Annotated in this window: 24 protein-coding genes and 1 pseudogene; 17 read left to right on the forward strand and 8 right to left on the reverse strand. The window is 68.0% G+C overall.

Annotation, left to right across the window (positions count from 1 at the left end; all coding sequences use genetic code 11):
• The first annotated feature begins 25 nt into the window (after positions 1-25).
• Genes fliI through CFB89_RS16100 form a run of 3 tightly spaced genes read left to right on the forward strand, consistent with a single transcriptional unit; the run spans position 26 to position 3,403 of the window.
• Positions 26-1,528 carry a flagellar protein export ATPase FliI gene (gene fliI / locus CFB89_RS16090; RefSeq protein ID WP_373559866.1) on the forward strand — a complete coding sequence of 501 codons (1,503 nt, stop codon included), beginning with the start codon at positions 26-28 and terminating at the stop codon, positions 1,526-1,528.
• Between the two features lie 5 nt (positions 1,529-1,533).
• Positions 1,534-1,992, forward strand: coding sequence for a flagellar export protein FliJ (fliJ, locus tag CFB89_RS16095; RefSeq protein WP_089468707.1), 459 nt, complete (start codon positions 1,534-1,536; stop codon positions 1,990-1,992).
• Positions 1,993-2,023: 31 nt separating this feature from the next.
• The gene (locus CFB89_RS16100) at positions 2,024-3,403 is read left to right on the forward strand and encodes a flagellar hook-length control protein FliK (RefSeq protein WP_089468708.1); all 1,380 of its coding nucleotides are present in this window, start codon (positions 2,024-2,026) and stop codon (positions 3,401-3,403) included.
• A 27-nt stretch (positions 3,404-3,430) separates the two neighbouring features.
• Here the strand turns inward: CFB89_RS16100 and CFB89_RS16105 are convergent, their stop codons facing one another.
• Positions 3,431-5,071, reverse strand: coding sequence for a GMC family oxidoreductase (locus CFB89_RS16105; protein WP_089468709.1), 1,641 nt, complete (start codon positions 5,069-5,071; stop codon positions 3,431-3,433).
• A gap of 725 nt (positions 5,072-5,796) precedes the next feature.
• Here CFB89_RS16105 and CFB89_RS16120 point away from each other — a divergent pair.
• Complete coding sequence (locus tag CFB89_RS16120) at positions 5,797-7,239, forward strand: coniferyl aldehyde dehydrogenase (protein WP_089468711.1); 1,443 nt, start codon at positions 5,797-5,799, stop codon at positions 7,237-7,239.
• Between the two features lie 75 nt (positions 7,240-7,314).
• Here CFB89_RS16120 and CFB89_RS16125 read toward each other — a convergent pair.
• A pseudogene (locus CFB89_RS16125) lies at positions 7,315-8,338 on the reverse strand (serine/threonine protein kinase).
• 39 nt (positions 8,339-8,377) lie between these two features.
• Complete coding sequence (locus CFB89_RS16130; protein ID WP_089468712.1) at positions 8,378-8,590, reverse strand: hypothetical protein; 213 nt, start codon at positions 8,588-8,590, stop codon at positions 8,378-8,380.
• 823 nt (positions 8,591-9,413) lie between these two features.
• Between CFB89_RS16130 and CFB89_RS16145 the strand changes: the two genes are divergently transcribed.
• Both CFB89_RS16145 and CFB89_RS16150 read left to right on the forward strand, forming a co-directional pair.
• The gene (locus CFB89_RS16145) at positions 9,414-10,301 is read left to right on the forward strand and encodes a DMT family transporter (RefSeq protein WP_089468807.1); all 888 of its coding nucleotides are present in this window, start codon (positions 9,414-9,416) and stop codon (positions 10,299-10,301) included.
• Between the two features lie 351 nt (positions 10,302-10,652).
• Positions 10,653-10,838, forward strand: a complete 186-nt coding sequence (locus CFB89_RS16150; RefSeq protein WP_006482800.1) for a hypothetical protein — start codon at positions 10,653-10,655, stop codon at positions 10,836-10,838.
• A gap of 106 nt (positions 10,839-10,944) precedes the next feature.
• Here CFB89_RS16150 and mgrA read toward each other — a convergent pair whose 3' ends face one another.
• Entirely contained in the window at positions 10,945-11,988 is a 1,044-nt protein-coding gene (mgrA, locus tag CFB89_RS16155; protein ID WP_089468714.1) for an L-glyceraldehyde 3-phosphate reductase, read from the reverse strand.
• A gap of 193 nt (positions 11,989-12,181) precedes the next feature.
• Between mgrA and CFB89_RS16160 the strand changes: the two genes are divergently transcribed.
• Positions 12,182-12,388 carry a DUF3185 family protein gene (locus CFB89_RS16160; RefSeq protein ID WP_006477510.1) on the forward strand — a complete coding sequence of 69 codons (207 nt, stop codon included), beginning with the start codon at positions 12,182-12,184 and terminating at the stop codon, positions 12,386-12,388.
• Positions 12,389-12,586: 198 nt separating this feature from the next.
• Here CFB89_RS16160 and CFB89_RS16165 read toward each other — a convergent pair whose 3' ends face one another.
• Positions 12,587-13,360: a phytanoyl-CoA dioxygenase family protein gene (locus CFB89_RS16165; protein WP_089468715.1), complete on the reverse strand. Its 774-nt coding sequence runs from the start codon at positions 13,358-13,360 to the stop codon at positions 12,587-12,589.
• A 352-nt stretch (positions 13,361-13,712) separates the two neighbouring features.
• Here CFB89_RS16165 and CFB89_RS16170 point away from each other — a divergent pair, with 352 nt between their 5' ends.
• Positions 13,713-14,054, forward strand: a complete 342-nt coding sequence (locus tag CFB89_RS16170; RefSeq protein WP_089468716.1) for a hypothetical protein — start codon at positions 13,713-13,715, stop codon at positions 14,052-14,054.
• A 111-nt stretch (positions 14,055-14,165) separates the two neighbouring features.
• On the opposite strand, the gene metK is transcribed toward CFB89_RS16170, so the two are convergent.
• Positions 14,166-15,353, reverse strand: coding sequence for a methionine adenosyltransferase (metK, locus tag CFB89_RS16175; protein ID WP_089468717.1), 1,188 nt, complete (start codon positions 15,351-15,353; stop codon positions 14,166-14,168).
• A 265-nt stretch (positions 15,354-15,618) separates the two neighbouring features.
• Here metK and lpxL point away from each other — a divergent pair, with 265 nt between their 5' ends.
• On the forward strand, positions 15,619-16,503 hold the full coding sequence (gene lpxL / locus CFB89_RS16180; protein ID WP_089468718.1) for a lauroyl acyltransferase LpxL: 885 nt from the start codon (positions 15,619-15,621) through the stop codon (positions 16,501-16,503).
• Positions 16,504-16,531: 28 nt separating this feature from the next.
• Here lpxL and CFB89_RS16185 read toward each other — a convergent pair whose 3' ends face one another.
• Positions 16,532-16,834: a HigA family addiction module antitoxin gene (locus tag CFB89_RS16185; protein ID WP_077178126.1), complete on the reverse strand. Its 303-nt coding sequence runs from the start codon at positions 16,832-16,834 to the stop codon at positions 16,532-16,534.
• Between the two features lie 13 nt (positions 16,835-16,847).
• A complete protein-coding gene (locus tag CFB89_RS16190; RefSeq protein ID WP_089468719.1) occupies positions 16,848-17,126 on the reverse strand; it encodes a type II toxin-antitoxin system RelE/ParE family toxin in 279 nt (92 codons plus the stop codon).
• Between the two features lie 351 nt (positions 17,127-17,477).
• Between CFB89_RS16190 and dapF the strand changes: the two genes are divergently transcribed.
• The 8 genes from dapF (at position 17,478) to hslU (ending at position 25,703) form a co-directional block, all read left to right on the forward strand.
• Positions 17,478-18,422 (forward strand): diaminopimelate epimerase, encoded by a 945-nt coding sequence (gene dapF, locus CFB89_RS16195; protein WP_089468720.1) that lies wholly within the window; start codon positions 17,478-17,480, stop codon positions 18,420-18,422.
• Between the two features lie 37 nt (positions 18,423-18,459).
• The gene (locus tag CFB89_RS16200; protein ID WP_089468721.1) at positions 18,460-19,185 is read left to right on the forward strand and encodes a DUF484 family protein; all 726 of its coding nucleotides are present in this window, start codon (positions 18,460-18,462) and stop codon (positions 19,183-19,185) included.
• Positions 19,186-19,198: 13 nt separating this feature from the next.
• Complete coding sequence (xerC, locus tag CFB89_RS16205; RefSeq protein ID WP_089468722.1) at positions 19,199-20,119, forward strand: tyrosine recombinase XerC; 921 nt, start codon at positions 19,199-19,201, stop codon at positions 20,117-20,119.
• Between the two features lie 50 nt (positions 20,120-20,169).
• Positions 20,170-21,384, forward strand: coding sequence for a class I SAM-dependent rRNA methyltransferase (locus CFB89_RS16210; protein WP_089468723.1), 1,215 nt, complete (start codon positions 20,170-20,172; stop codon positions 21,382-21,384).
• 103 nt (positions 21,385-21,487) lie between these two features.
• Positions 21,488-22,663 carry a GTP-binding protein gene (locus tag CFB89_RS16215; protein WP_179233453.1) on the forward strand — a complete coding sequence of 392 codons (1,176 nt, stop codon included), beginning with the start codon at positions 21,488-21,490 and terminating at the stop codon, positions 22,661-22,663.
• 495 nt (positions 22,664-23,158) lie between these two features.
• The gene (dksA, locus tag CFB89_RS16225; protein WP_089468724.1) at positions 23,159-23,575 is read left to right on the forward strand and encodes an RNA polymerase-binding protein DksA; all 417 of its coding nucleotides are present in this window, start codon (positions 23,159-23,161) and stop codon (positions 23,573-23,575) included.
• A 237-nt stretch (positions 23,576-23,812) separates the two neighbouring features.
• Positions 23,813-24,349, forward strand: coding sequence for an ATP-dependent protease subunit HslV (hslV, locus tag CFB89_RS16230; RefSeq protein WP_047899301.1), 537 nt, complete (start codon positions 23,813-23,815; stop codon positions 24,347-24,349).
• A gap of 10 nt (positions 24,350-24,359) precedes the next feature.
• The gene (gene hslU, locus CFB89_RS16235; protein ID WP_089468725.1) at positions 24,360-25,703 is read left to right on the forward strand and encodes an ATP-dependent protease ATPase subunit HslU; all 1,344 of its coding nucleotides are present in this window, start codon (positions 24,360-24,362) and stop codon (positions 25,701-25,703) included.
• Positions 25,704-25,719: the final 16 nt, after the last annotated feature.

Consider the following 25,719-nt stretch of genomic DNA (forward strand, 5'->3'; position numbering starts at 1 on the left):
GCCCGACGCGCTCGCGCACGACGGCATGACGCCGCTCGAACGCGAGCTCGCGCTCGCGTCGTTCGGGCCGGCGGCCGCGTCCGATGCCGCGGATGGCGCCACACCGCGTGCGGCAGCCTCGGCCGCCGCCGTCCCGCGCGCGCCGCACAACCCGCATCTCGCCCACTGGCGCACGCACCTGAACGGGCTCGCCGCGCGCAGCCACCACGCACTGCCGCTGCGGCCGTGCGGGCGCCTCACGCGCGCGGCCGGCCTCGTGCTCGAGGCGATCGGGCTGCGCCTGTCGGTCGGCGCCGAATGCACGATCGAACTGCCGCCCGGCAGCACGCTGACGCACGCGGAAGCCGAAGTCGTCGGCTTCGCCGGCGACCGCCTGTTCCTGATGCCGACCACCGACGTCGCCGGCGTGCTGCCCGGCGCACGCGTGTGGCCGCGCGAAAGCGCGCCGGTCACCGATCCGCTCGCGGGCGCGAAGCGGCTGCCGGTCGGCTGGGAAATGCTCGGGCGCGTCGTCGACGCGTCGGGCCGCCCGCTCGACGGCCTCGGCCCGCTCGCGTCGAAAGTCGATGCGCCGCTGTCGGCGCCGTCGATCAACCCACTCGACCGCGAACCGATTCACCACGTGCTCGACGTCGGCGTGCGCGCGATCAACGCGCTGCTCACCGTCGGCCGCGGCCAGCGGATGGGCCTGTTCGCGGGCTCCGGCGTCGGCAAGTCGGTGCTGCTCGGCACGATGGCGCGCTACACGAGCGCGGAAGTGATCGTGATCGGCCTGATCGGCGAACGCGGCCGCGAAGTGAAGGAATTCATCGAACAGATCCTCGGCGAGGACGGGCTCGCGCGCTCGGTCGTCGTCGCGGCGCCGGCCGACGTGTCGCCGCTGTTGCGGATGCAGGGCGCCGCGTACGCGACGTCGCTCGCCGAGTATTTCCGCGACCAGGGCAAGCACGTGCTGCTGCTGATGGATTCGCTGACGCGCTACGCGATGGCGCAGCGCGAGATCGCGCTGGCGATCGGCGAGCCGCCCGCGACGAAGGGTTATCCGCCGTCGGTGTTCGCGAAGCTGCCCGCGCTCGTCGAGCGCACCGGCAACGGGCCCGAAGGCGGCGGCTCGATCACCGCGTTCTACACGGTGCTGACCGAAGGCGACGACCAGCAGGACCCGATCGCCGATTCGGCGCGCGCGATCCTCGACGGCCACATCGTGCTGTCGCGTGCGCTCGCCGAGGCCGGCCACTATCCCGCGATCGACATCGAGGCGTCGATCAGCCGCGCGATGACCGCGCTGATCGACGAAACGCATCTCGACCACGTGCGGCAGTTCAAGCAGATGCTGTCGCGCTACCAGCGCAACCGCGACCTGATCGCGGTCGGCGCGTACGCACCCGGCCGCGACGCGCAGCTCGACCGCGCGATCGCGCTCTACCCGCGCATCGAGGCGTTCCTGCAGCAGGGCTTTCGCGAATGCGCGCCGTTCGCATCGAGCCTCACTGCGCTCGATGCGCTGTTCGACGCTTACGGAGGCTGATCCCGATGGCCCACGGCTTTCCCCTTCAGTTGCTGCTCGACCGTGCGCAGGACGACCTCGACTCGGCCGCGAAGCAGCTCGGCACCGCGCAGCGCGACCGCACCGCGGCGGCCGAACAGCTCGACGCGCTGCTGCGCTATCGCGACGAGTATCACGCGCGCTTCGCGCAATCCGCGCAGAGCGGGATGCCGGCCGGCAACTGGCGCAATTTCCAGGCGTTCATCGACACGCTCGATGCCGCGATCGCGCAGCAGCGCACCGTGCTCGCGGCGGCCGAAGTCCGCATCGACGAGGCGCGCCCGAACTGGCAGCAGAAGAAACGGACCGTCGGCTCGTATGAAATCCTGCAGGCGCGCGGCGTCGCGCAGGAAGCGCAGCGCGACGCCCGGCGCGAACAGCGCGACGCCGACGAACATGCCGCGAAGATCCTGCGCATGCGGGCCGACGCGGCCCGTTCGTCGTAACCGACCACCGCATTCGAACGAGAGAATCGTCATGCCTCCCCTGCCCCTGCTCGGCGCGCTGCTCGACACCGCCGGCGCCGCACTCAAGGCCGCCCGCGGCTCGGGTGCGTCCGCCACCAACGATACGTCGGCCGCCACGAGCGCCGTGCCGTTCGCGCAGACGCTCAAGCAAAGCGTCGCCACGCGCGACGATACGGCCCACGCCGGCACGCCGGACGCGTCGACCAATCAGGCTGCGTCGAAGCCGGCCGCCGGCGCGAAACCGTCCGGCACGGACGACGACAAGGCGACCGACGACACGGCCGCGAACGCCGCCACCGTCAACCCCGACGCCGCCGCACTCGCGGCCGCCGCGGCCGCCGCGGCCGTGCAGGCGCAATTGCAGGCGCGCCCGGACACCGCGACGCCGGCCGACGCGGCGACCGCCGCGGTCGTTGCCGCCGCGGCCACGACGCAAAAGACGGCCGTGTCCGGCCAGCCGGACGCCACGGCGACGCTCGCCAATCATGCAACCGGGGATGCGGCCGCCCAGCCGACCGACCCGGCATCGAGCCGCGACGCGCTGCAAGCGGCGCTCGCCAAGCTGGCGGGTGGTGCGGGCGCGATTGCGATGCCGGCGACCGGCGCGAGCGCCGCCACGCCGACGGCGCCGGCAGCGACCGCGTCGAACGCCGCCGCGCCGCTGACGCCGAAAGTCCCGACGTTCGACCGCACGCTCGCCGACGCGAAAGGCGCGCTCGCCACGCAACAGACGCCGACACAGATCACCGCGCAGGCCCTGCAGGCCGACGCGAACGCGCAGTCCGGCGCCCAGCATGCGCTCGCGGCGGCCGCCAACGCGACGGACCCGGCCGCCAGCGCGACGCTCGCGGCCGGCGCAACGGCTGCCGCCGCCGCGCAGGCGAACCTGCAACTGTCGCCGGCCGCCGGCGCGATCGCCGCGGCCAACGCGCACGTGCTCGCGCCGCACGTCGGCACGGCCGACTGGACGGACGCACTGAGCCAGAAAGTGGTGTTCCTGTCGAATGCGCACCAGCAGAGCGCCGAGCTGACGCTCAACCCGCCCGATCTCGGGCCGCTGCAGGTCGTGCTGCGCGTCGCGGACAACCATGCGCACGCGCTGTTCGTGTCGCAGCACGCGCAGGTGCGCGACGCGGTCGAAGCCGCGCTGCCGAAGCTGCGCGAGGCGATGGAAGCGGGCGGGCTCGGGCTCGGCAGCGCGACCGTCAGCGACGGCGGCCTCGCGTCGCAGCAACAGCAGCAAAACCCGCAGCAGACCTTCGCCCACGGCCAGTCGCCGCGACGCGGAAACGGCGGATCGTCAGCCGTCGATGCACCCGTCGACGCCGCGCAATCCGCACCGGTCGCCGCGCGCGCGAGCCGCGCCGGCCTCGTCGATACGTTTGCCTGAGCATGGCCGTGGCCGCACGCGCCGCGTTCAGCGGCCGTGCACCGCGGCGGCCGCCTCGCCGCGCGGCACCCCGCCCTTGCGCGCGGCGACGATGAAGTCCGCCGCGCGCTCGCCGATCATCACCGACGGCGCATTCGTGTTCCCGCCGACCAGCGTCGGCATCACCGACGCATCCACCACCCGCAGCCCGTCGACGCCGCGCACGCGCAGTTGCGGATCGACGACCGCGCGCACGTCCGAGCCCATCCGGCAGGTGCCGACCGGGTGATAGATCGTGTCCGCATGCGCGACGATCGTCGCGCGCAGCTCCGCTTCGCTCTGGTCCGGCCGCGTGTACAGCTCGCGCCCGCCCTGCGACGCGAGCGGCGCCTGCGACAGGATGCGGCGCATCGCGTGCGTGCCGCGCACCAGCAGGTCGAGGTCGCGTGAATCGCTGAAGAAGCGCGGATCGATCAACGGCGCGTCGCGCGCATCGCCGCTCGCGAGCGCGACCGTGCCGCGGCTGAACGGCCGCAGCGCGCACACGTGCAGCGAATAGCCGAAACCCCAGTGCATCTTGCGGTTGTGATCGTCGACGAGCGCCGTGCAGAAATGCAGTTGCAGGTCGGGCCGCGCGAGCGACGGATCGCTCTTGATGAAGCCGCCGGCCTCCGCGACGTTGCTCGTCATCATCCCCGTGCGGCGCGAGAAATAGCGCACGAGCGCCGGCGTCATCTTCGCGATCCCGCGCAGGCACACGCCGACCAGTTCCGACGAATTCACGCGCGTGTTGATGATGAAGTCGATGTGGTCGATCAGGTTCGCGCCGACGTCCGGCGCATCCTGCACGACCGCGATCCCGTGCCGGCGCAACTGAACGGCCGGGCCGATCCCCGAACACATCAGCAGTTGCGGCGAATTGAACGCGCCGGCCGACAGGATCACTTCCGCGCGCGCGCCGAGCGTCTCGACGCGCCCGTTGCGCGACACGACGACGCCGACCGCACGCTTGCCGTCGAAGCCGACGCGCAGCACCGTCGCATCGGGGACCACGTGCAGGTTCGGCCGGTTGCGGCCGTAGATGTACGCGCGCGCCACGCTGCAGCGCGAACCGTCGCGATGCGTGACCTGATAGAAGCCGACGCCTTCCTGCGTCGCGCCGTTGAAATCGTCGTTCAGCGGATAGCCGGCCGCGTGCGCGGCCTGGATGAATCGTTCGGAGAACGGATTGCGAAAGCGCAGATCCGACACCGACAGAGGGCCGTCCGCGCCGTGCCATGCGTCGGCGCCGCGTTCGTTGCCTTCCGCGCGGCGGAAATACGGCAGCACGTCCTGCCAGCTCCAGCCCGTCGCGCCGAGCTGCGCCCACTCGTCGTAGTCGCCCGGGTGGCCGCGCGTGTAGATCATCGCGTTGATCGCGCTCGAGCCGCCCATCCCGCGCCCGCGCGGCTGGTAACCGCGCCGCCCGCCGAGGCCCGGCTGCGGCACCGTCTCGTAACCGTAGTTGGTGCCGAGCTTGAACGGCACCAACGCGGCGATGCCGACCGGCATGTTGACGAGCAGGTTGCGCTCCGTATGGGAGCCGGCCTCGATCAGCGCGATCGTCGCATCGGGGCAGGCATCGGCGAGACGGCCGGCGAGGCTCGAACCGCCCGAGCCGCCGCCGACGATGATGTAGTCGTATTGCATGTCACGTCTCCGTCGTGTCATGGAAGGCGCCCGGCACCGCCGCGCGAGCGTGTCTCCTCTTGTGTTCGGGCATTGTAGGAAGGGCCGTCCCGTGCGCGGCGCGCCGATTCAAGAGCGATTCCTCTAAACGCCCGCGTGAACTAAATTTAAGATGTATCGATGCGCGTCGCGCGATGTACCGGCCACGAGAAGCCGATTCGTCGCGAAACGGGAGGAACGACGATGCAGCGCCAGATCCCGCAGGCGGCGTGCCGGCCGGGTGATCCGGAAGTCGCGCGCACGGTCCGCATTTCATTTCAAACGGCGGCCCGCGCGACGATGCGCGGCGTCATGCGCGCAGTCGGTCGAAATCGAACGGCACGCGTCGTCGCCGACCGTTTGGACGGTGTGTCGCCGCCGCCGCACGATGCGCGGCGCCACGCCGTCGCGGCCAGCTCGCGCTGCGCTGCCGCGGTGCACCGGCAGACGCCCGCAAGACGGCATCGCGTGCCCGCGCGTCACCGTCTCGGCGCGTGCGCGCATGCCGTGCGGCACGACGTTCGGACGCGGAAACCGTCGCGTGGATACGACGCCTGCCGCATGCAGAAACCGCTTTTTCGAGCATCCGTCGCATCCGGCCCGCGCCGCGCGACACGCATTACCCGATCCGCGTTGCCGCGCTCGCCGAGCGTGCGCGTGCGGCGTGACGGCCGGCCGATCAGCCAGGCCCAACTGGAGGAGACGACATGAAGAACGACCTGCCCGAACTGGCCCCGCAAGCACTGCCGTCGGTCGATGCGCTGACGTCGCTGCTGCACGACCAGCGCGCGGCGTACCTGCGCGCACCGTACCCGGCATGGGACACGCGCGCGCAGCACCTGCGCGCGCTGCGCACGATGCTGATCGACCACGCCGATGCGCTCGCCGACGCGATCAGCGCCGATTTCGGCCATCGCGCGAAGCAGGAAGTGCTGCTGTCGGAAATCTGGATGGCGAAGGAAGAGATCGACGATGCGCTGAAGCACGGCAAGCGCTGGATGAAGCCGATGCGCAAGCCGATGAACAAATGGCTGCGCCCGGCGCGCGCGAAGGTGATTCCGCAACCGCTCGGCGTGGTCGGCATCGTCGTGCCGTGGAACTACCCGGTGCTGCTCGCGGCGGGCCCGCTGATCTGCGCGCTCGCCGCCGGCAACCGCGCGATCGTCAAGATGTCCGAACTGACGCCGCGCACGTCGGCGCTGTTCGAGCAGCTCATCGGCAAGACCTTCACGCGCGACCACGTCGCGGTCGTGAACGGCGACGCGGAAGTCGGCGCCGCATTCACCGCGCTGCCGTTCGACCATCTGCTGTTCACCGGCTCGACGCAGGTCGGCCGCCACGTGATGCGAGCGGCCGCTGACAACCTGACGCCCGTCACGCTGGAACTCGGCGGCAAGTCGCCGGCGATCGTCGGACCGAATGCGCGCTTCAACGCGGCCGTCGACGCGATCGTCGCCGGCAAGACGCTGAACGCCGGCCAGACCTGCATCGCGCCCGACTACGTGCTGCTGCCGCGCGGAATGGAAGGCGCGTTCATCGAACGCGCGCGCGCCCGCTTCGCGAAGCTGTATCCGGACCTGTCGACCAACGGCGACTACACGACGATCGTGTCGCCGCGTCACTACGCGCGCCTGCAGCAACTGGCGAGCGATGCGCAGGCCGCCGGTGCGCAGTTGCATCCGCTGTCCGATGCGCAATCCGATCCCGCGTCGCGCCGCTTCGTGCCGTGCGCGCTCACGCAGGTGCCGGCCGCGTCGCAACTGATGCAGGAGGAAATCTTCGGGCCGCTGCTGCCGCTCGTGCCGTACGAGCGGCTCGACGAAGCGATCGCGTACGTCAATGCGCGCCCGCGTCCGCTCGCGCTGTACCTGTTCGACGAGGATGGCGGCACGATCGACCGCGTGATGCGCGAAACGGTCTCGGGCGGCGTATCGATCAACGAAACGCTGATGCACATCGCGTGCGGCAGCTTGCCGTTCGGCGGCGTCGGCGCGAGCGGCATGGGCGCGTATCACGGCTACGACGGCTTCGTGACGTTCTCGAAGATGAAGCCGGTGCTCACGCAGGCGCGGATGAACGCGCGCAACCTGCTCGCGCCGCCGTACGGCAAGCGCTTCGCCGCGCTGATCAAGCTGATGCTGAAGTTCTGAGCCGCAGGAGCCGCGCGTCGCGGCCCTGGCCAACCTGCCGCGCGGCATGGATGCCGCGCGCGCAGCCGTTACACGTCACACGGGCCAGAGCGGCCCTTCCTGCATTGCGCCGATCTGCTCGCGCAATTCGAGCACGCGCGCTTCCCAGTAACGATGCGTGTTGAACCACGGGAAGGCGGCCGGAAACGCCGGATCGTCCCAGCGCCGCGCGAGCCACGCCGCGTAATGGATCAGCCGGAGCGTGCGCAGCGCTTCGACCAGATGCAGCTCGCGCGGCTCGAATTCGCAGAAATCCTCGTAGCCCGCGAGCAGGTCCGCGAGCGCGCGCGACGCGCCTTCGCGATCGCCGGGCAGCAAGAGCCACAGATCCTGCACGGCCGGCGCCATCCGGCTGTCGTCGAAGTCGACGAAATGCGGGCCGGCATCGGTCCACAGCACGTTGCTCGGATGACAGTCGCCGTGCGTGCGCAGCAGGCGAATCTCACCCGCGCGCTCGAACGCGGCCTCGACGCCTTCGAGCGCGAGCGCGACCGCGGTCTCGTATGCCGGTCTGACGTCATTCGGAATGAAATCGTGCGCGAGCAGGTAGTCGCGCGGCTCGTAGCCGAACGTGCCGATGTCGAGCACCGGGCGCGCGACATAGGGCTGCGTCGCGCCCACCGCATGAATGCGGCCGATGAAGCGGCCGAGCCATTCGAGCGTGTCGCTGCGGTCGAGATCGGGTGCGCGGCCGCCGCGCCGCTCGAAGATCGAGAAACGGAAGCCGTCGAACGCGTGCAGCGTGCGGCCGTCGAAGGCTCGCGCGGGCACCGCCGGAATCTCGCGCGCGGCGAGTTCGGCGACGAACGCATGCTCCTCGAGAATCGCGTCGTCGGACCAGCGCGCCGGACGATAGAACTTCGCGACGACCGGGGGGGCCGTCTTCGATGCCGACCTGGTAGACGCGGTTTTCGTAGCTGTTGAGGGCGAGCAGGCGCCCGTCGGTGCGCAGGCCGGCCGGCATCAGCACGCTGTCGAGCGCGTCGAGCACGCATTCGGGCGTGAGGCCGGCGAACGGCGGGCTGGCGGGAGAAGCGGGAGCGGAAGTGGCGTCTGTCATGCCCCGCATTGTGCCGCCAGCCGGACCGAAAGACGAGCCTTAGTGAAGCGCCGCGCCGGCCGGCAGAACGGATTCGCCGGTGTCGATCAGGTCCTCGAGAAAGAAGGGCTCGGTGTTGAGTTCTTTCGACTCACCCGGCACGCCCGCGTACCAGGTCACCATGGCCATGTCGCCCAGGAGGCGCTGGACGATGCCGCGTGCGCCCTTCGGCACCGCGATATGGGTAGTGCAGACAATCGACCCGATATGCATGATGGTTCCCCACTCTTGAATCTTGAAACCCGGCCCGCTGGCGAGCCGGCAAATGCGCGATCCGCGCCGCCCTCGGCGGAGCGTTGCGCGTGATCCCATTGTTCACGGTTTATCGAAGCGCGAAAAGAAGAAGAAGCAGGCGAAGTGCCGCGAATTCGTCGAATGTCTCCAATCAACCACTGCGCCGGACACGCACTTGCCCGCCCGGTTAACCCCATCATACCCTGTCGAATGTGACTGCCCGCCGAAACCGTCGGGCCACGCCGCGCGCACGCGATCGACGCAATACACGTACCGCTTCGCCTCGCCCGTGCGGGATCATAGGAGGATGCCCGTCACCCCCGCCGGCATCGCATCGCGCACGTCGCATGGCGATCGCGTTCTTCCGTTCGTCGAATGCTTGCATGCGCGGCGGCCGGCGCACCGGCGTCGGCCTGCATCGACACGACACGGTCGCCCGCGATGCGCAGCCGCCGACAGCAGTTGCGCGCAACGGCTGCCTTGCGGTACCTTTGGCTTTCATTCGCGTTCAATCGCATTCCGACACGATGCATCCGCTCACGTCCGCCCTCGCAAAATCCCGGCCGCAGTTCGACTCGCGGCCGCGGGCGTGCGCGCATCCGTCGGTCCTTCCTCCTCCTGTCGCACCGCCGCTCGGCCGCGCTGCGCCGCCCCCGCCGGCGGCACGCGCCGGCTGACTCGCCGGCTTTTCGTTTTCGTCTTCCATTCGCCCCCGTTGGCCGCAGGTACGTGCGTCATGACGCACGGCGTGTCGCCGCGCGCGCGGATGGAACGTTTCGATCCGTTCGACAGGTGGATTCACATGGTTTCGTTCAAACGCGCGCTCGCCGCGCATGGCGCGACGTCGCTCTTCGTGCTGCTGTGGAGCAGCGGCGCGATCTTCGCTGAACTCGGTCTGCGTCACGCATCCGCGTTCGTCTTTCTCACTGCCCGTTTCGCGCTCGCGTCGTTCGTGCTGCTCGCGCTGGCCTTCGTGCGCAAACGCTGGCTGCCGCCGCGCGGCGAGCGGCGCATGGCCGCGCTGACCGGCTTGCTGATGATGGGCGGCTATTCGATCTTCTATCTGCTCGCGCTCGAACGCGGCATCGCGCCCGGCGTGCTTGCGACGATCCTCGGCGTGCAGCCGATCCTCACGCTCGCGATCGTCGAGCGTCGCTGGCAACCGGTGCGCATCGCGGGGCTCGCGCTGTCGCTCGCCGGCCTCGCGCTCGTCGTGGGCCGCGGCGTGAGCGGCGGGACGGGCGGCCTGTCGGCTGCCGGCATCGCGTGCGCGCTCACGGCGCTCGTCGCGCTCACCGTCGGCTCGCTGCTGCAAAAGCGCGTACGCGCGGCGCCCGCCGACGTGCTGCCGCTGCAGAATGCGATCGGCCTCGCGCTGTGCGTCGCGATCGTGCCGTTCCGGCCGGTGTCGTTCGACCTGGGCTGGGCGTTCGTCGTGCCGCTGCTGTGGCTCGGCATCGTGATTTCGGTGATTGCGCAACTGCTGTTCTACCGGTTGATGCAGCGCGGCGATCTCGTCAACGTGACGAGCCTGTTCTATCTCGTGCCCGTCGTCACCACGCTGATGGACGCCGTGTGGCTCGGCAACCGGCCCGAGCCGCTCGCGCTCGCCGGCATGGGCGCGATCATCGCCGGGCTTGCGCTCGTGTTCCGCGCGCCGGCCGCCCGTCCGCAACCCGACCGCGCGTGAGCGGGCGGGCCGCCGCGCCCGCGGGTGCGGCGGCCCGCATCGGACACATACGACGATTCCGCGAAAACCGAAAGCAACGGGAAAGATGCGTGCAAGGCGTTCGTCTTGTTTGCCCGAAAAACGCGGGGTTCCCGGGGCTTTCCGCTGATTTTTAATGGTTCGGATAGCGAAAAACGCCGCCGGTTGCCTATACTCGAATTGACCGGCCTGCGTACGACGGGCCGGCCCAACTAGAAACACCCGGCATGGGGCCGGGGTGAGCGCATGCGTGCCGACTTCGGCCGATATCCCGAAAGGATGACGCCCAGGCAAGCGCTGAAGCGCCCACTTCGGTCGACACTGGAGACACGCATGACGACCTATTTCACGATCGGCGACTTCATCCTGTTGATTCCGATGGCGCTGGCCGGAGCGCTATTTCTCGGCGCGGTGCCGTGCGCCACGCAATTCCGTCACAACCTGCTGCGCGTACTCGGCGTCATTCTCGGCGTCGGCGTCGCGGTGTTGCTCGTTGAAGGCCTGCCTGCACTGATCTAGCGCCCACTCGCGCGTGACGCACCTCGCTGCACCGCAGCGAGGCGACGTACCGCATGCGCGTGGCCGACACGGCACGCGATGTTTCGCATGCCGTATCGACTTCCGGTCAGATCGCCTGATCCGTGGACGGCTTTTCCCACAGATTGATGCCGCCTTCCGTCGCGTAACGATCGATCTCCGCGAGTTCCTCCGCGGAGAATTCGAGGTTGCTCAACGCACCGACGTTCTCGCGCACCTGCTCCGCCCGGCTCGCGCCGATCAGCGCGGACGTCACGCGGCCATTACGCAACACCCACGCCAGCGCCATCTGCGCGAGGCTCTGCCCGCGCCGCTCGGCGATCGCGTTGAGCTTGCGCACATGCTCGAGGTTGTCCGCGCTCAGGTGGTCCTGCTTCAGCGAGCCGCCGCCCGGCTTGTTCACGCGCGCGTCGGCCGGCACGCCGTTCAGGTACTTCGACGTGAGCAGGCCCTGAGCGAGCGGCGTGAACGCGATGCTCCCCGCGCCGACGTCGTCGAGCGTGCCGAGCAGATCCTCTTCGATCCAGCGGTTCAGCATGTTGTACGACGGCTGGTGAATCAGCAGCGGCACCTTGTATTGCGCGAGCAGCGCGGCCATCTCGCGCGTCTTCGCGGCCGAGTACGACGAAATGCCGATGTAGAGCGCCTTGCCCTGCTGCACGGCCGATGCGAGCGCGCCCGCCGTTTCCTCGAGCGGCGTATGCGCGTCGAAACGGTGCGAGTAGAAGATGTCGACGTAGTCGAGCCCCATCCGCTGCAGGCTCTGGTCGAGGCTCGCGAGCACGTACTTGCGCGATCCGCCGCCGCTGCCGTACGGCCCCGGCCACATGTCCCAGCCGGCCTTCGTCGAGATCAGCAACTCGTCGCGATACGGCCGGAAATCCTCCTTCAGCAGCCGGCCGAAGTTGATTTCGGCGCTGCCGTACGGCGGCCCGTAGTTGTTCGCGAGGTCGAAGTGGTTGATGCCGAGGTCGAACGCGGTGCGCAGGATCTCGCGCTGCGTCGTGATCGGCGTCGAATCGCCGAAGTTGTGCCACAGGCCGAGCGACAGGGCGGGCAGTTTGAGCCCGGATTTGCCGCACGTGCGGTATTGCATGCCGGCATAACGTTCGGAAGCTGCTTCGTAGGCCATGAGTCTGTTCCGTCAGGACATCGGGGGAAGGGACGCGCGCCGGCCGCACCGATGGCGCGACGGCGGCGAAGGAGTCATACGACGACTATGGTAGCGAAACCGGCCGGATCGCGCACGGCGGCACGGCGATGGACGCGACCGCGGCGCTCGCCTACACTGCGGCGTCTCGAATCACCGTTTTAGCGAGGTTGGTATGTCCCGGGTCATCTCGGTTGCACTGCTCGTCGGCGGCGTCGTGCTGCTGTATTTCGGCGGCCAGTCGTTCCATTCGATCAACGACAACGTGTCGCGCTTCTTCACCGGCTCGCCCGCGACGAAGACGATCCTGCTGATCGTCGGCGGCGCCGTTGCGTCGTTCGTCGGCCTGATCGGCCTCGCGATGCCGGGCGGCAAACGCTGATCGCGCCGCACGCACCGCTCGCGATTGCATCGAGAGCGGCGCGGTCGACGATCCGGCCTACGGTGGCCGGATCGTCGTGCCGACATCACGCGCACGAGCCGCGTTAAACGAAACGGGCGGCCAGGCCGCCCGTCGTTTCATTCGCCCGCGACGCGCCGCATCGCGCGATCGCGGCGGCTTCGCCGGCCGCCGATCGGCCTAGAACTGCACTTCCGGCTTCGACGCCGAGCGCGTGCCGGGCACTGGCCGGTTGCTCGCGCCGTGATACGTATATACGAGCGAGAACTTCACCTGATCGGAACGGTTCTGCCCGGCCGAATGCAGCGTGTTGCTGTGGAAGAACACGACGTCGCCCGTCTGCAGCGACGGGCACGTGGCCGCGTCGATCATCTTGCGGTTTTCCGGCAGATCGCTGCGGAAGAATTTCGCGTCGTCGAACGCTTCCGGCCCGAATTCGGCCGTATGCGAACCCGGCACGAGCCACAGCGCGCCGTTCTCGTTGGTCTCCGGCCCGAGCGCGAGCCACACCGACACCATGTCCGGGCGCTCGAACGCCCAGTAGCGGAAATCGCGATGCCAGCCGGTCAGGCTGCCGTACGCCGGGTGCTTCGTCATCATGCAGTTGTGATGCGCGCGCGACAGCACCGGCTCTTCACCGAAATACTCGCGCATCCATGCGCCGATTTCGGGCGCGATCGCGCGCTCGGCGAACGCCGGATCGCGCGAGTACGCATCGAGCAGCCGTCGCACCGTATGCCCGCCCGGCGCGTGCTTCGACTCGGGCGCGCCCGGATAACGCAAGTCGGCCTCGAACTCGATCGGCTCGGCGGCCTCCCGCAACTGGCGCGCCGCGATCTGCCTGAGCGCCGCGCACTGCGCTTCGCCGACGAGGCCGCGCGCGACGACGAAGCCGCGCTCGCGCAATTCCGCGACTTGCGCGCGGATCGATTCCGACTGCAATGGAGACGACATGGGATGCCAGACGTTTATCGTGTGAATGTGACGATTGTAAATCGGCGCCGGATACCGCGAACAGCGCCATTGTCGTGCGCAGGGGCATGCCAATCGCGGATTTGATCCAGCGCAAGGGAACTGTGCGACGCGGCACCTGCCTCAGCGTCAGGCGGTGTGCGGCACACGCCTTGCGGCACAAGGGTTTGTCGCGACTTTTGCCCGTCACGAATCCCCTGTAGCCTGACGCGGCCTGTCAATTCTGGCGGGCGCGGCACGCAACGGGGTTCGGTAAGATTCGTTGCGTCATCCGAGGCCGTTCATACCAGTGCGCTCTGCAGGGCGCCACCCATACAAGCGAAGCATCGTTCACATGCCATTCCGTCTGACTTCCCGTTTCAACCGCGCTGCGAAGCGTGTCGTGCCGTCCGCTCCCGCCCGCTCGCTGCGCCACCACCGCGCACGCACGCAGGCGCTGGGCGAACGTACGCACACGCACAGCCGGCTGGACGGCATCCGTGCGTGGTTCCACGCGTTTTTCTCGATGATGAGCGCGCAGGCGTTCACTCGCCGCGCCGGCCTGCGCTCGCTGCTGCAAAAGCCGTCGTCGCTGCGCGCGCTCGCGCTGCGCCGCAAGCTCGGCCCGCAGCGCCGTATCAACCGCCCGCGCCGCCTCGCGGCCAGCAACGGCTGGTTCGGGTTCGGCGCGCGTTGAGCGGGTACCCGGCGGGCACGGCCCGCTTCGATCGCCGCCGTTACGCCGGCGACCGAAGCGCATAAAAAAACCCCGGCTTGGCCGGGGTTTTTCATTTCGGGCGAACGACGCTTACGCGACGCGTGCCGTCGTCTCCACGCCGGCCGCTTCGGCCAGTGCAAGCGCCTTGTCGGTCGCTTCCCACGAGAATTCCGGCTCTTCGCGGCCGAAGTGGCCGTAAGCTGCCGTCTTCTCGTAGATCGGGCGCAGCAGGTCGAGCATCTTGATGATGCCCTTCGGACGCAGGTCGAAATGCTCGCGCACGAGCTTCGTGATCACCGCATCCGACACGCGGCCCGTGCCGAACGTGTTGACCATCACCGAGGTCGGCTCGGCCACGCCGATCGCGTACGACACCTGGATCAGCGCGCGCGACGCGAGGCCGGCCGCGACGATGTTCTTCGCGACGTAACGGCCGGCATACGCAGCCGAACGGTCGACCTTCGACGGATCCTTGCCCGAGAACGCGCCGCCGCCGTGCGGTGCGGCACCGCCGTAGGTATCGACGATGATCTTGCGGCCGGTCAGGCCGCAATCGCCCTGCGGGCCGCCGATCACGAACCGGCCGGTCGGGTTCACGAGGAACTTGATGTCGCCCTTGATCAGGTCGGCCGGCAGCGTCGGCTTGATGATTTCCTCGATCACCGCTTCGCGCAGCGCGGGCAGCTCGATGTCCGGAGCATGCTGCGTCGACAGCACGACGGTGTCGATCGAATCGGGCTTGCCGTCGACGTAGCGGACGGTGACCTGCGACTTCGCGTCCGGACGCAGCCATTGCAGGCGACCGTCGCGGCGCAGGCTGGCCTGACGCTCGACGAGGCGGTGCGACAGGTAGATCGGCAGCGGCATCAGCTCCGGCGTTTCGTCGCACGCATAGCCGAACATCAGGCCCTGGTCGCCCGCGCCTTGATCGAGGTTGTCGTCGTGTGCGCGATCGACGCCCTGCGCGATGTCCGGCGACTGCTTGTCGTACGCGACGAGCACCGCGCACCCCTTGTAGTCGATGCCGTAGTCGGTGTTGTCGTAGCCGATGCGCTTGATCGTATCGCGCGCGATCTGGATGTAGTCGATGTTGGCCGTCGTGGTGATTTCACCGGCCAACACGACGAGACCCGTGTTGCACAGCGTTTCGGCCGCAACGCGGGAGTATTTGTCCTGCTCGAGGATGGCGTCGAGAATCGCGTCCGAGATCTGGTCCGCGACCTTGTCCGGATGGCCTTCGGAGACGGATTCGGACGTGAAGAGATAATCGTTTGCCACTTTTTCAGGCTCCTGTGTGGTTACGGTGGATTTCACGTAGCCAGCTTCGTTGGGCCTGAAGCGGCGACGCTTTAGCGGATTACCAGGACCGGGCAGCGTGTGTCGCGCCAGCCGGCTTCGCCCCGCAAGTTGTCAGTTAACTCGGCGAAGCCCGTATTATAGCGGCTTTCCTGAATTGTCACAGAGCGCCGCCCGTGCTGCATCTTCCGCTGTCTTACCACCCTGTTCGCAACGTGCCGGCCAGCCGGCCTTACGGAGATTCCGCATGCTAGGCCGCCTCGGCACGCACCTCGCCATCGGCTTGCTGAAGCTGCTCGCCGTGCTGCCGTACGGTCTGACCGCACGGTTCGGCGATGGCCTCGGCTGGCTGCTGTATCAGATCCCCAGCCGGCGAAAACGCATCGTACATACGAATCTGAAACTCTGCTTCCCCGACTGGAGCGACGAGCGGCGCGAGGAAGTGGCCGGCCAGCATTTCCGTCATGCGATCCGCAGCTACGTCGAGCGCAGCGTCCAGTGGTTCGGCTCGGAGAAGAAGCTCGCGAAGCTGATCCAGGTCGACAGCGCGGTCGATCTCACCGATCCCGACCTGCCGCCGACGCTGTTCCTCGGCCTGCACTTCGTCGGCATCGAGGCCGGTTCGATCTGGCTGAACCGGTCGTTGCAGCGTCGCTGCGGATCGCTTTACCAGCCGTTCTCGAACGCGGTGCTCGAGGAAGAGGCGAAGAAGGCGCGCGGGCGCTTCGACGCCGAGATGGTCGGCCGCGCGGACAGCGCGCGCGTCGTGCTGCGCTGGCTGCGCGACCGCAAGCCGGTGATGCTCGGCGCGGACATGGACTACGGGCTGCGCAACTCGACGTTCGTCCCGTTCTTCGGCGTGCCGGCCTGCACGCTGACGGCCGTCGGCCGGCTCGCGAAGACGGGCCGCGCGCAGGTCGTGCCGTTCATCGGCGAGGTGCTGCCGAACTACAAGGGCTACCGTCTGAAGGTATTCAAGCCGTGGGATCACTACCCGACCGGCGACGACGATCTCGACGCGCGGCGGATGAACGCATTCCTCGAGGAGCAGATTCCGCTGATGCCCGAGCAGTATTACTGGGTGCACAAGCGCTTCAAGACGCGCCCGCCGGGCGAGCCGAGCCTGTACTGACCCTGCCGCGACGTTCGCGGGTGCGCCGTCATGCGCGCGCCCGCGCCCTCGCCACCTTTGGCGCACCCTTCGCGCGCGCCTGCCCGAGATCGTAGGCCGACTGCTGCGCGAGCCACAGATCGGCCTTTCCCCCGTTTTCCTCGCCGAGCCACGCTTCGAGCCGCAACGCCATTTCCGGCGAGATGCCGGCATGGCCGTGCAGGATTCGCGACAGCGCGGCACGTGTCACGCCGAGCTGCGACGCGGCCTCGGTGACGGTCAGGCCGAGCGCCGGCAGCACGTCGTCGCGCAGCGTTTCGCCCGGATGGGGCGGATTGAAGATGCGGGTCATCGCTTGAATCACCTTAGTGGTAGTCCTGGTAATCGACCAGAACGACGTCGGGGCCCTCGAATCGGAATGTCAGCCGCCAGTTGCCATTGACGCCGACTGCGTAATATCCGTCCAGCCCGCCGACGAGGCCGTGAAAACGCCAGCCGGGCACATTCATGTCGTGCGGTTTGCCCGCGACGTCGAGACGCGCCAGCATGCGCCGCAGCCTGGGCGCATGATCGGGCCGAATGCCCGCCTTGCTCCCGGTGACGAAAAACGCTTCCAGGCCCTTGTGTACCCGTGACTTGATCATGGACCTCCCACACTCGAGCGCGACGTCGACAGCATGGCCCGACTGTGTATAGCCAAACTATACGAATCACTTGATTTCCTCGTCAATCTGACCCGTACGAAAACGTTCGTCCGGGTCACCTCATACCTTCGTCCTATGTTCGGGCACGCATCGCCGGTCCCACCTCCGTTGCGCACGCTACACCACGCCAATTTGTCCGCTCGCCACGTGCCCGACCAGTCGACCCATCGACATATGCCGCACACCCGGCCCGCAGCCGGGACCCGAAGCACCGTCCCCGCGCAGGACGCCCCTGTCGGCTGCATGTATCATTTGCGGTTGAGATCAGCACGACGAACGAGGCCGCCCGGCATGGCCGCCGGCCGTTCGTGTCGTGCCGACCGCCTTGTTCGCCATGGAATTCCGGACCCAGTGAAACTCTCGTTCACCAAGATGCACGGCGCGGGCAACGACTTCGTCGTGCTCGACGGCTACTCGCGCGCGCTGCCGCCGCTCACCGAAGCGCAGGTGCGCGCACTCGCCAACCGCCACTTCGGCATCGGCGCCGACCAGTTGCTGCTGGTCGAGAAGCCGACCGTCGACGGCGCGGATTTCAAGTACCGGATCTTCAATTGCGACGGCGGCGAGGTCGAACACTGCGGCAACGGTGCGCGCTGTTTCGTGAAGTTCGTCAGCGACCGCGGCCTGACCGACAAGCGCAGCGTGCGCGTGCAGGTCATGAAGGGCCTGATCACGCTGACGCTGCAGGACAACGGCGAAGTCGTCGTCGACATGGGCGCGCCCGTGTTCGCGCCGGCGCAGGTGCCATTTGATACGGCCGGTCCAGGCACGACGAGCCTCGGCGGCCGCAACGAAGGCAACGACACGCTGTGGCCGCTCGACGTCGGCGGCGCGACGCGCTGGATCTCGACGGTATCGATGGGCAACCCGCACGCGGTGCAGGTCGTCGACGATGTCGAAGCGTATCCGGTGCTGGAAGAAGGCCCGCTGATCGAGCGCCACGCGCGCTTCCCGCAGCGCGTGAACGCCGGCTTCATGCAGATCGTGTCGCGCCACGAGGTGAAGCTGCGCGTGTACGAACGCGGCGCGGGCGAGACGCTCGCGTGCGGCACCGGCGCGTGCGCGGCGGTCGCGGCCGGCATCCGGCGCGGCCTGCTCGATTCGCCCGTGACCGTGCACACCCACGGCGGCACGCTGACGATCGGCTGGGACGGCGCGCGCGACGAAGCCGCCGCGCTGATGATGGCCGGCCCCGCCACGACCGTGTTCGAAGGCGAGATCGACCTGAACGCCTGACCCTGCAACGCCCTTGATAACTGAACGCTCCAGCCACATGAACGATCGCGAAGTCGCCGACTATCTGCTCGCCAATCCCGAATTCTTCGCGCAGCACGCCGAGTTGCTCGCGACGATCCGTCTCGCGAATCCGCACGGCAAGGCCGCGATCTCGCTGCAGGAGCGGCAGATGGAGATGCTGCGCGACAAGAACAAGCATCTCGAGCGCCGGCTCGCCGAACTCGTGCGCTACGGCCACGAGAACGACAGCCTGTCCGCGAAGTTCAGCCGCTGGACCGCGCGCGTGATCGCGGAGCGCGATCCGTACGCGCTGCCGCGCACGATCGCCGACGGCATCGCCGACGTGTTCGACGTGCCGCAGACGGCGCTGCGCGTGTGGGACGTGGCCGACACCTACGCGCAGGCCGATTTCGCCCGCCAGGTCGGCGAGGAAGTGCGCCTGTTCACGAACGGCCTGTCGACGCCGTACTGCGGCGCGAACACGGGCTTCGAGGCCGCCCAGTGGCTCGCCCCCGCGCTCGCCGCCCCGGCCGCGAGCGCGGCGGAAGGCGCCGAAGCCGCGCCGGCCGGCGACGCTGCGGCCGCATCGGTCGCGCTGCTCGCGCTGCGCGCGCCGCCCGCCGGCAACGACGCGCCCGCGTTCGGCCTGCTCGTGCTCGGCTCGCCCGATCCGCGCCGCTTCCACGACGGGATGGCCACCGACTTCCTCGCGCGGATCGCGACGCTCGCGAGCGCCGCGCTCACGCGCCTGCTGCCGCACTGATCCGCCGCACGCGATGACCGACGATCCGATCGCCGCCTACCTGTCGAACCTGAAGCACGTCAGGCAACTGTCGGAACACACGCTGCGCGCGTACACGCACGAACTCGACGAACTGAAGAAGCTCGCGGCCGGCCGGCCGCTCGACGCATTGACCGCCGCCGACATGCGCGGCGCGGTCGTGCGCGGGCACGCGGCCGGGCTGTCCGCGCGCTCGATCTCGCACCGGCTTTCCGCATGGCGCGCGTTCTATCGCTGGTTCGCGCAGCGCGTCGAGATGCCCGCGAACCCCGTCGCCGGGGTACGCGCGCCCAAGCGCGAGAAATCGCTGCCCAAGGCGCTGTCGGTCGACGATGCGGTCACGCTCATGGACACGCCGCTGCCCGACACGACCGAAGGTATCCGCGACCACGCGATCCTCGAGCTGTTCTATTCGTCGGGGCTGCGCCTCGCCGAACTGGTCGGGCTCGACGTCCGGTACACGCAGGCCGACGGCTATCGCTCGGCCGGCTGGCTCGATCTCGCCGAAGCCGAGGTCACCGTGCGCGGCAAGGGCAACAAGGAGCGCAAGGTGCCGGTCGGCCGCAAGGCGATCGACGCGCTGAACGCGTGGCTCGCGGTGCGCGATCAATTCGTGAAGCACGATCCGCATCCGCTGTTCGTGTCGGTGCGCGGCAACCGGATGTCGCCGGGCGTCGTGCGCGAGCGCGTGAAGCGCGCGGCGCTCGCCGCCGGCATCCCCGCCAACGTCCACCCGCACGTGTTGCGCCACTCGTTCGCGACGCACGTGCTGCAGTCGAGCGGCGACCTGCGCGCGGTGCAGGAACTGCTCGGCCACGCGAGCGTCGCCGCGACGCAGATCTACACGTCGCTCGACTTCCAGCATCTCGCGAAGATTTACGACAGCGCGCATCCGCGCGCGAAGAAGCGCGACTGACGCGCGTCCCGTGTTATCCGCCGCGCGCGGCTTCCCCTTTCGATCTCATCATGCAAACCGTCACCCTCAAGCCGTCCAAGGAAAAATCGCTGCTGCGCCGCCATCCGTGGATCTACGCCAATGCGATCGACCGCGTCGACGGCAAGCCCGCGCCCGGCGCGACCGTGCTCGTGCGCGCGCACGACGGCCGCTTCCTCGCGCGCGGCGCGTACAGCCCGCAGTCGCAGATCCGCGTGCGGGTGTGGAGCTTCGACGAGCACGAGCCGATCGACCATGCGTTCTTCAAGCGCCGCGTGCAGCGCTCGGTCGCGCACCGCACGACGATGGTGTCGGGCACGGGCGCGGTGCGGCTCGTGTTCGGCGAAGCCGACGGGCTGCCGGGGCTGATCGTCGACTACTACGTCGCGGACACCGCCGAAGCCGGCGCGGCGCCGCGCGGCCAGCTCGTCTGCCAGTTCATGGCCGCGGGCGTCGAAGCGTGGAAGGACGCGATCGTCGCGGCGCTCACCGGCGCGACCGGCTGTCCGAACGTGTACGAGCGCTCGGACGTGTCGATCCGCGACAAGGAAGGGCTCGAACAGACGACCGGCGTGCTGGCCGGCGACGCGCCGCCCGCGACGCTGATCGCGAACGAAAACGGCGTGCGCTATCACGTCGACGTGCCGAACGGCCACAAGACGGGCTTCTACGTCGACCAGCGCGACAACCGCGCGCTCGTCGCGCAGTACGCGGCCGACCGCGACGTGCTGAACTGCTTCTGCTACACGGGCGGCTTCTCGCTCGCGGCGCTCAAGGGCGGCGCGAAACGCGTGGTGTCGATCGATTCGTCGGGCGATGCGCTCGCGCTTGCGCAGCAGAACGTCGCGGCCAACGGCTTCGACGCCGAACGCGCGACCTGGCTCGACGCCGATGCGTTCAAGACGCTGCGCCGCCTCGTCGACGAAGGCGAGCGTTTCGACCTGATCGTGCTCGATCCGCCGAAGTTCGCGCCGACCCGCGACAGCGTCGATCGCGCGGCGCGCGCGTACAAGGACATCAACCTGAGCGGCTTCAAGCTGCTGCGCCCGGGCGGCCTGCTGTTCACGTACTCGTGCTCGGGCGCGATCGACATGGACCTGTTCCAGAAGATCGTCGCGGGCGCCGCCGCCGACGCGAAGGTCGACGCGCGCATCCTGAAACGGCTCGGCGCGGGCGTCGATCATCCGCTGCTCGCCGCGTTCCCGGAAGGCGAATATCTGAAGGGCCTGCTGTTGCAAATCGTCTGACCGCCCCGATCTTGGCGCGTGACCGTCCGTCGGCCGCGGCCTGGCGCCCGGCGGATCCGCGCTTCCGCCTGTCGTTCGGACGACGGGCGAGGGCTTGACAGGTATGTTTCAATGGATGGTTGTGCGCCCCGGCTCGCAGTGCGAGGGCGCGACGCACATCCTCGTTTTGACCCCGATTCACGAACCACAGGCGACCGACATGGCCACTCCCGTCACCATCCTTACCGGCTTCCTCGGCAGCGGCAAGACGACGCTGCTCAAGCGCATCCTGAACGAACAGCACGGCATGAAGATCGCCGTGATCGAGAACGAGTTCGGCGAAGAGAACATCGACAACGAAATCCTCGTGCAGGATTCGAACGAGCAGATCATCCAGATGAGCAACGGCTGCATCTGCTGCACGATCCGCGGCGACCTCGCCCGCGCGCTCGGCGATCTGGCCGCGAAGAAGCGCGAAGGCAAGCTCGATTTCGACCGCATCGTGATCGAGACGACCGGCCTCGCGAACCCCGGCCCCGTCGCGCAAACTTTCTTCATCGACAGCGAGATCGCCGACGATTTCCTGCTCGACGCGGTCATCACGCTGGTCGACGCGAAGCACGCGAATGCGCAACTCGACGAACACGAAGTGGTGCAGCGCCAGGTGGGCTTCGCCGATCGCCTGTTCATCACGAAGTCGGACCTCGTCGACGACCAGACCGTCGCGGGCCTCAAGCACCGCCTGATGCACATGAACCCGAAGGCCGTGATCAAGCTCGTGAATTTCGGCGAAGCGGACATCAAGGAAATCTTCGACCTGCGCGGCTTCAACCTGAACGCGAAGCTCGAGATCGATCCCGATTTCCTCGCCGAGGACGATCACGCGCACGACCACCACGATCATGACCATGACCACGATCACGCGAATTGCGACCACGATCACGGCCAATGCGCGCACGATCACGACCACGGCCACCACAACCACCACCACGCGCACCACGACGACAAGATCAAGTCGTTCGTGTACCGCAACGACCGCCCGTTCGACCCGAACAAGCTGGAAGACTTCCTCGGCGGCATCCTGCAGATCTACGGCGAGCGGATGCTGCGCTACAAGGGCGTGCTGTACATGAAGGGCGTCGACCGCAAGGTCGTGTTCCAGGGCGTGCACCAGATGATGGGCAGCGACCTCGCGGCGAAGTGGCTGCCGGTCGAGAAGAAGACCAACAAGATGGTGTTCATCGGCGTCGACCTGCCGCAGGACCTGATCACCGACGGCCTCGACGCCTGCCTCGCCTGACCCGCGCGGGCGCCCGCCGCGCCCCGCTGCCCGGCCGCCAGCGCAGGCGGCCGCGGCCGCCGCGCGGCGCCTTTTTCGGGCAGGGTTTCGCCGTCATCGCTTTTTCGCGATTTGCGCGTTATATTTTCTAGATATTGGCGCAGCCGACGGGGATCGACCCGATACGGCGCCCGCTTGCGATTCAGTTACAATACGTGCCCGCTGGAGTACGGTAACAAACAGGCCCGGTTCTTGCTGAACCAGTTTTCCGGGCATCGCAACCGCGCCGGATCGCCCATCCGCCTCCCGGCCGCGGCCGATGCGATGTGCCGCGCAGCACCCCGGTTCGCAGCGCGCGCAACTCCGCGCCAGGCCTATCCTGGTATTTGAGAACCGGTTTTCCAGAGGCTTTCGGCCCCGCGGCGGCAAATCGCAAATGATTGCAAGGGCGGTTGCGGGTAATCCCAAAGTGCAGGCAATATCTCTCGATTTGCCGCACATTGAAGAAGCAAGCAGATGACGAAGAAACTCTTGACCGAAGCCGAAATCCTGAAGATGAGCGACAAGGATTACATGAATGAGGATCAGCTCGCCTTCTTCAAAAATCGGCTCGAACAGTTGCAGGCGGACATCCTCAAGAATGCAGGCCAGACGACCGAGAACCTGCGCGAGACGGTGATCGTCCCCGATCCCGCCGACCGCGCGACGATCGAGGAAGAGCACGCGCTCGAGCTGCGTACGCGCGATCGCGAACGCAAGCTCCTCAAGAAGGTTCAGCAGTCGCTCGCCCGCATCGATTCCGGCGATTACGGCTGGTGCGAGGAAACCGGCGAACCGATCGGCATTCCGCGCCTGCTCGCGCGCCCGACCGCCACGCTGTCGCTCGAAGCGCGGGAGCGCCGCGAGCTGCGCCAGAAGCTGTTCGGCGACTGATCGAGCGGCGTTCCGCTCAAGCACGCTGCTTCCCGAAAGCGCGCGGCCTGCCGCGCGCTTTTTGTTTTCCCGGCACCGGTTCCCGGCCGCCGGCCGATTTGCCTTCCCCTCTTGATATCCCGGCGCCCGCCCTAAAATGAAACGGACGCGCGCCGGGCCGCTCCCCGGCGCACTGCGGATTCACGCGGCGGCGCATCGCGCCGCCCGACTCTTCCCCGTTTTTCTCAAGGAACGCAGATGGAGCAATTTCACGGCACGACCATCGTTTCGGTCCGGCGCGGCGACCAGGTCGCGCTCGGCGGCGACGGCCAGGTAACCCTCGGCAACATCGTCATGAAGGGTGGCGCGCGGAAAGTGCGGCGGATCTACAACAACCAGGTTCTGGTCGGATTCGCGGGCGGCACCGCCGATGCGTTCTCGCTGCTCGACCGCTTCGAGGCGAAGCTCGAGAAGCACCAGGGCAACCTGACCCGCGCGGCCGTCGAGCTCGCGAAGGACTGGCGCACCGACCGGATGCTGCGCCGCCTCGAGGCGATGCTGATCACGGCCGATGCAACCACCACGCTCGTGATCACCGGCAACGGCGACGTGCTCGACCCGGAAGGCGGCATCTGCGCGATCGGCTCGGGCGGTGCGTACGCGCAGGCCGCGGCCCGCGCGCTGGTCGAGAACACCGAGCTGTCCCCGCGCGAGATCGTCGAGAAGTCGCTCGGGATCGCCGGCGACATGTGCATCTACACGAACCACAACCGCATCATCGAAACGATCGAGTAAGGACAGCCCCATGAGCACCATGACCCCTGCCGAGATCGTCTCGGAACTCGACAAGCACATCATCGGCCAGGCAAAGGCGAAGAAGGCCGTCGCCGTCGCGCTGCGCAACCGCTGGCGCCGCCAGCAGGTCGCCGAGCCGCTGCGCCAGGAAATCACGCCGAAGAACATCCTGATGATTGGGCCGACGGGCGTCGGCAAGACGGAAATCGCGCGCCGCCTCGCGAAGCTCGCCGACGCGCCGTTCATCAAGATCGAAGCGACCAAGTTCACCGAAGTCGGCTACGTCGGCCGCGACGTCGACAGCATCGTGCGCGACCTGATCGAGATCTCGGTCAAGCAGACGCGCGAATCCGAAATGCGCAAGGTGCGCAGCAAGGCGACCGACCAGGCGGAAGACCGCATCCTCGACATCCTGCTGCCGCAGCCGCGCGCGGTGGGCTTCGGCGGCAATGCCGAGCACGCGAACGACGACAACAACGCGACGCGCCAGACGTTTCGCAAGCGTCTGCGCGAAGGCCAGCTCGACGACAAGGAAGTCGAGCTCGACCTCGAGCAGCCGTCGGTCGGCATGGACATCATGGCGCCGCCCGGAATGGAAGAGATGACCGAGCAGATCCGCTCGATGTTCTCGAACCTCGGCAGCGGCAAGAAGCAGCGCCGCAAGGTGAAGATCAAGGAAGCGCTGAAGCTGCTGACCGACGAGGAAGCGGCGAAGATGCTCAACGAAGAGGAAGTGAAGACGAAGGCCGTGCAGAACGTCGAGCAGAACGGCATCGTGTTCCTCGACGAGATCGACAAGATCACGTCGCGCAACAACGAAGGCAGCGGCGGCGAAGTGTCGCGCCAGGGCGTGCAGCGCGACCTGCTGCCGCTCGTCGAAGGCACGACGGTCAACACGAAGTACGGGATGGTGAAGACCGATCACATCCTGTTCATCGCGAGCGGCGCATTCCACCTCGCGAAGCCGAGCGACCTGATTCCGGAGTTGCAAGGCCGCTTCCCGATCCGCGTCGAACTCGATTCGCTGTCGGTCGAAGATTTCGAGGCGATCCTCGATGCCACCGACGCGAGCCTCGTCAAGCAATACCAGGCGCTGCTCGCCACCGAGGACGTGCAGCTCGAATTCGCCGACGACGGCATCCGGCGCCTCGCCGAGATCGCGTTCGCGGTCAACGAGAAAACCGAGAACATCGGCGCGCGCCGGCTGTACACGGTGATCGAGAAGCTCCTCGAGGAAGTGTCGTTCTCGGCCGGCAACCACGCCGGCGAACGCGTGACGATCGACGCGCAGTATGTCGACCGCGCGCTCGGCGAAGTGTCGCAGGACGAGGACCTGTCGCGCTACGTGCTGTAACGCGCGCGTCGCCGGA

It is taken from the genome of Burkholderia sp. AU16741, assembly GCF_002223345.1.
GTDB lineage: Bacteria > Pseudomonadota > Gammaproteobacteria > Burkholderiales > Burkholderiaceae > Burkholderia > Burkholderia sola.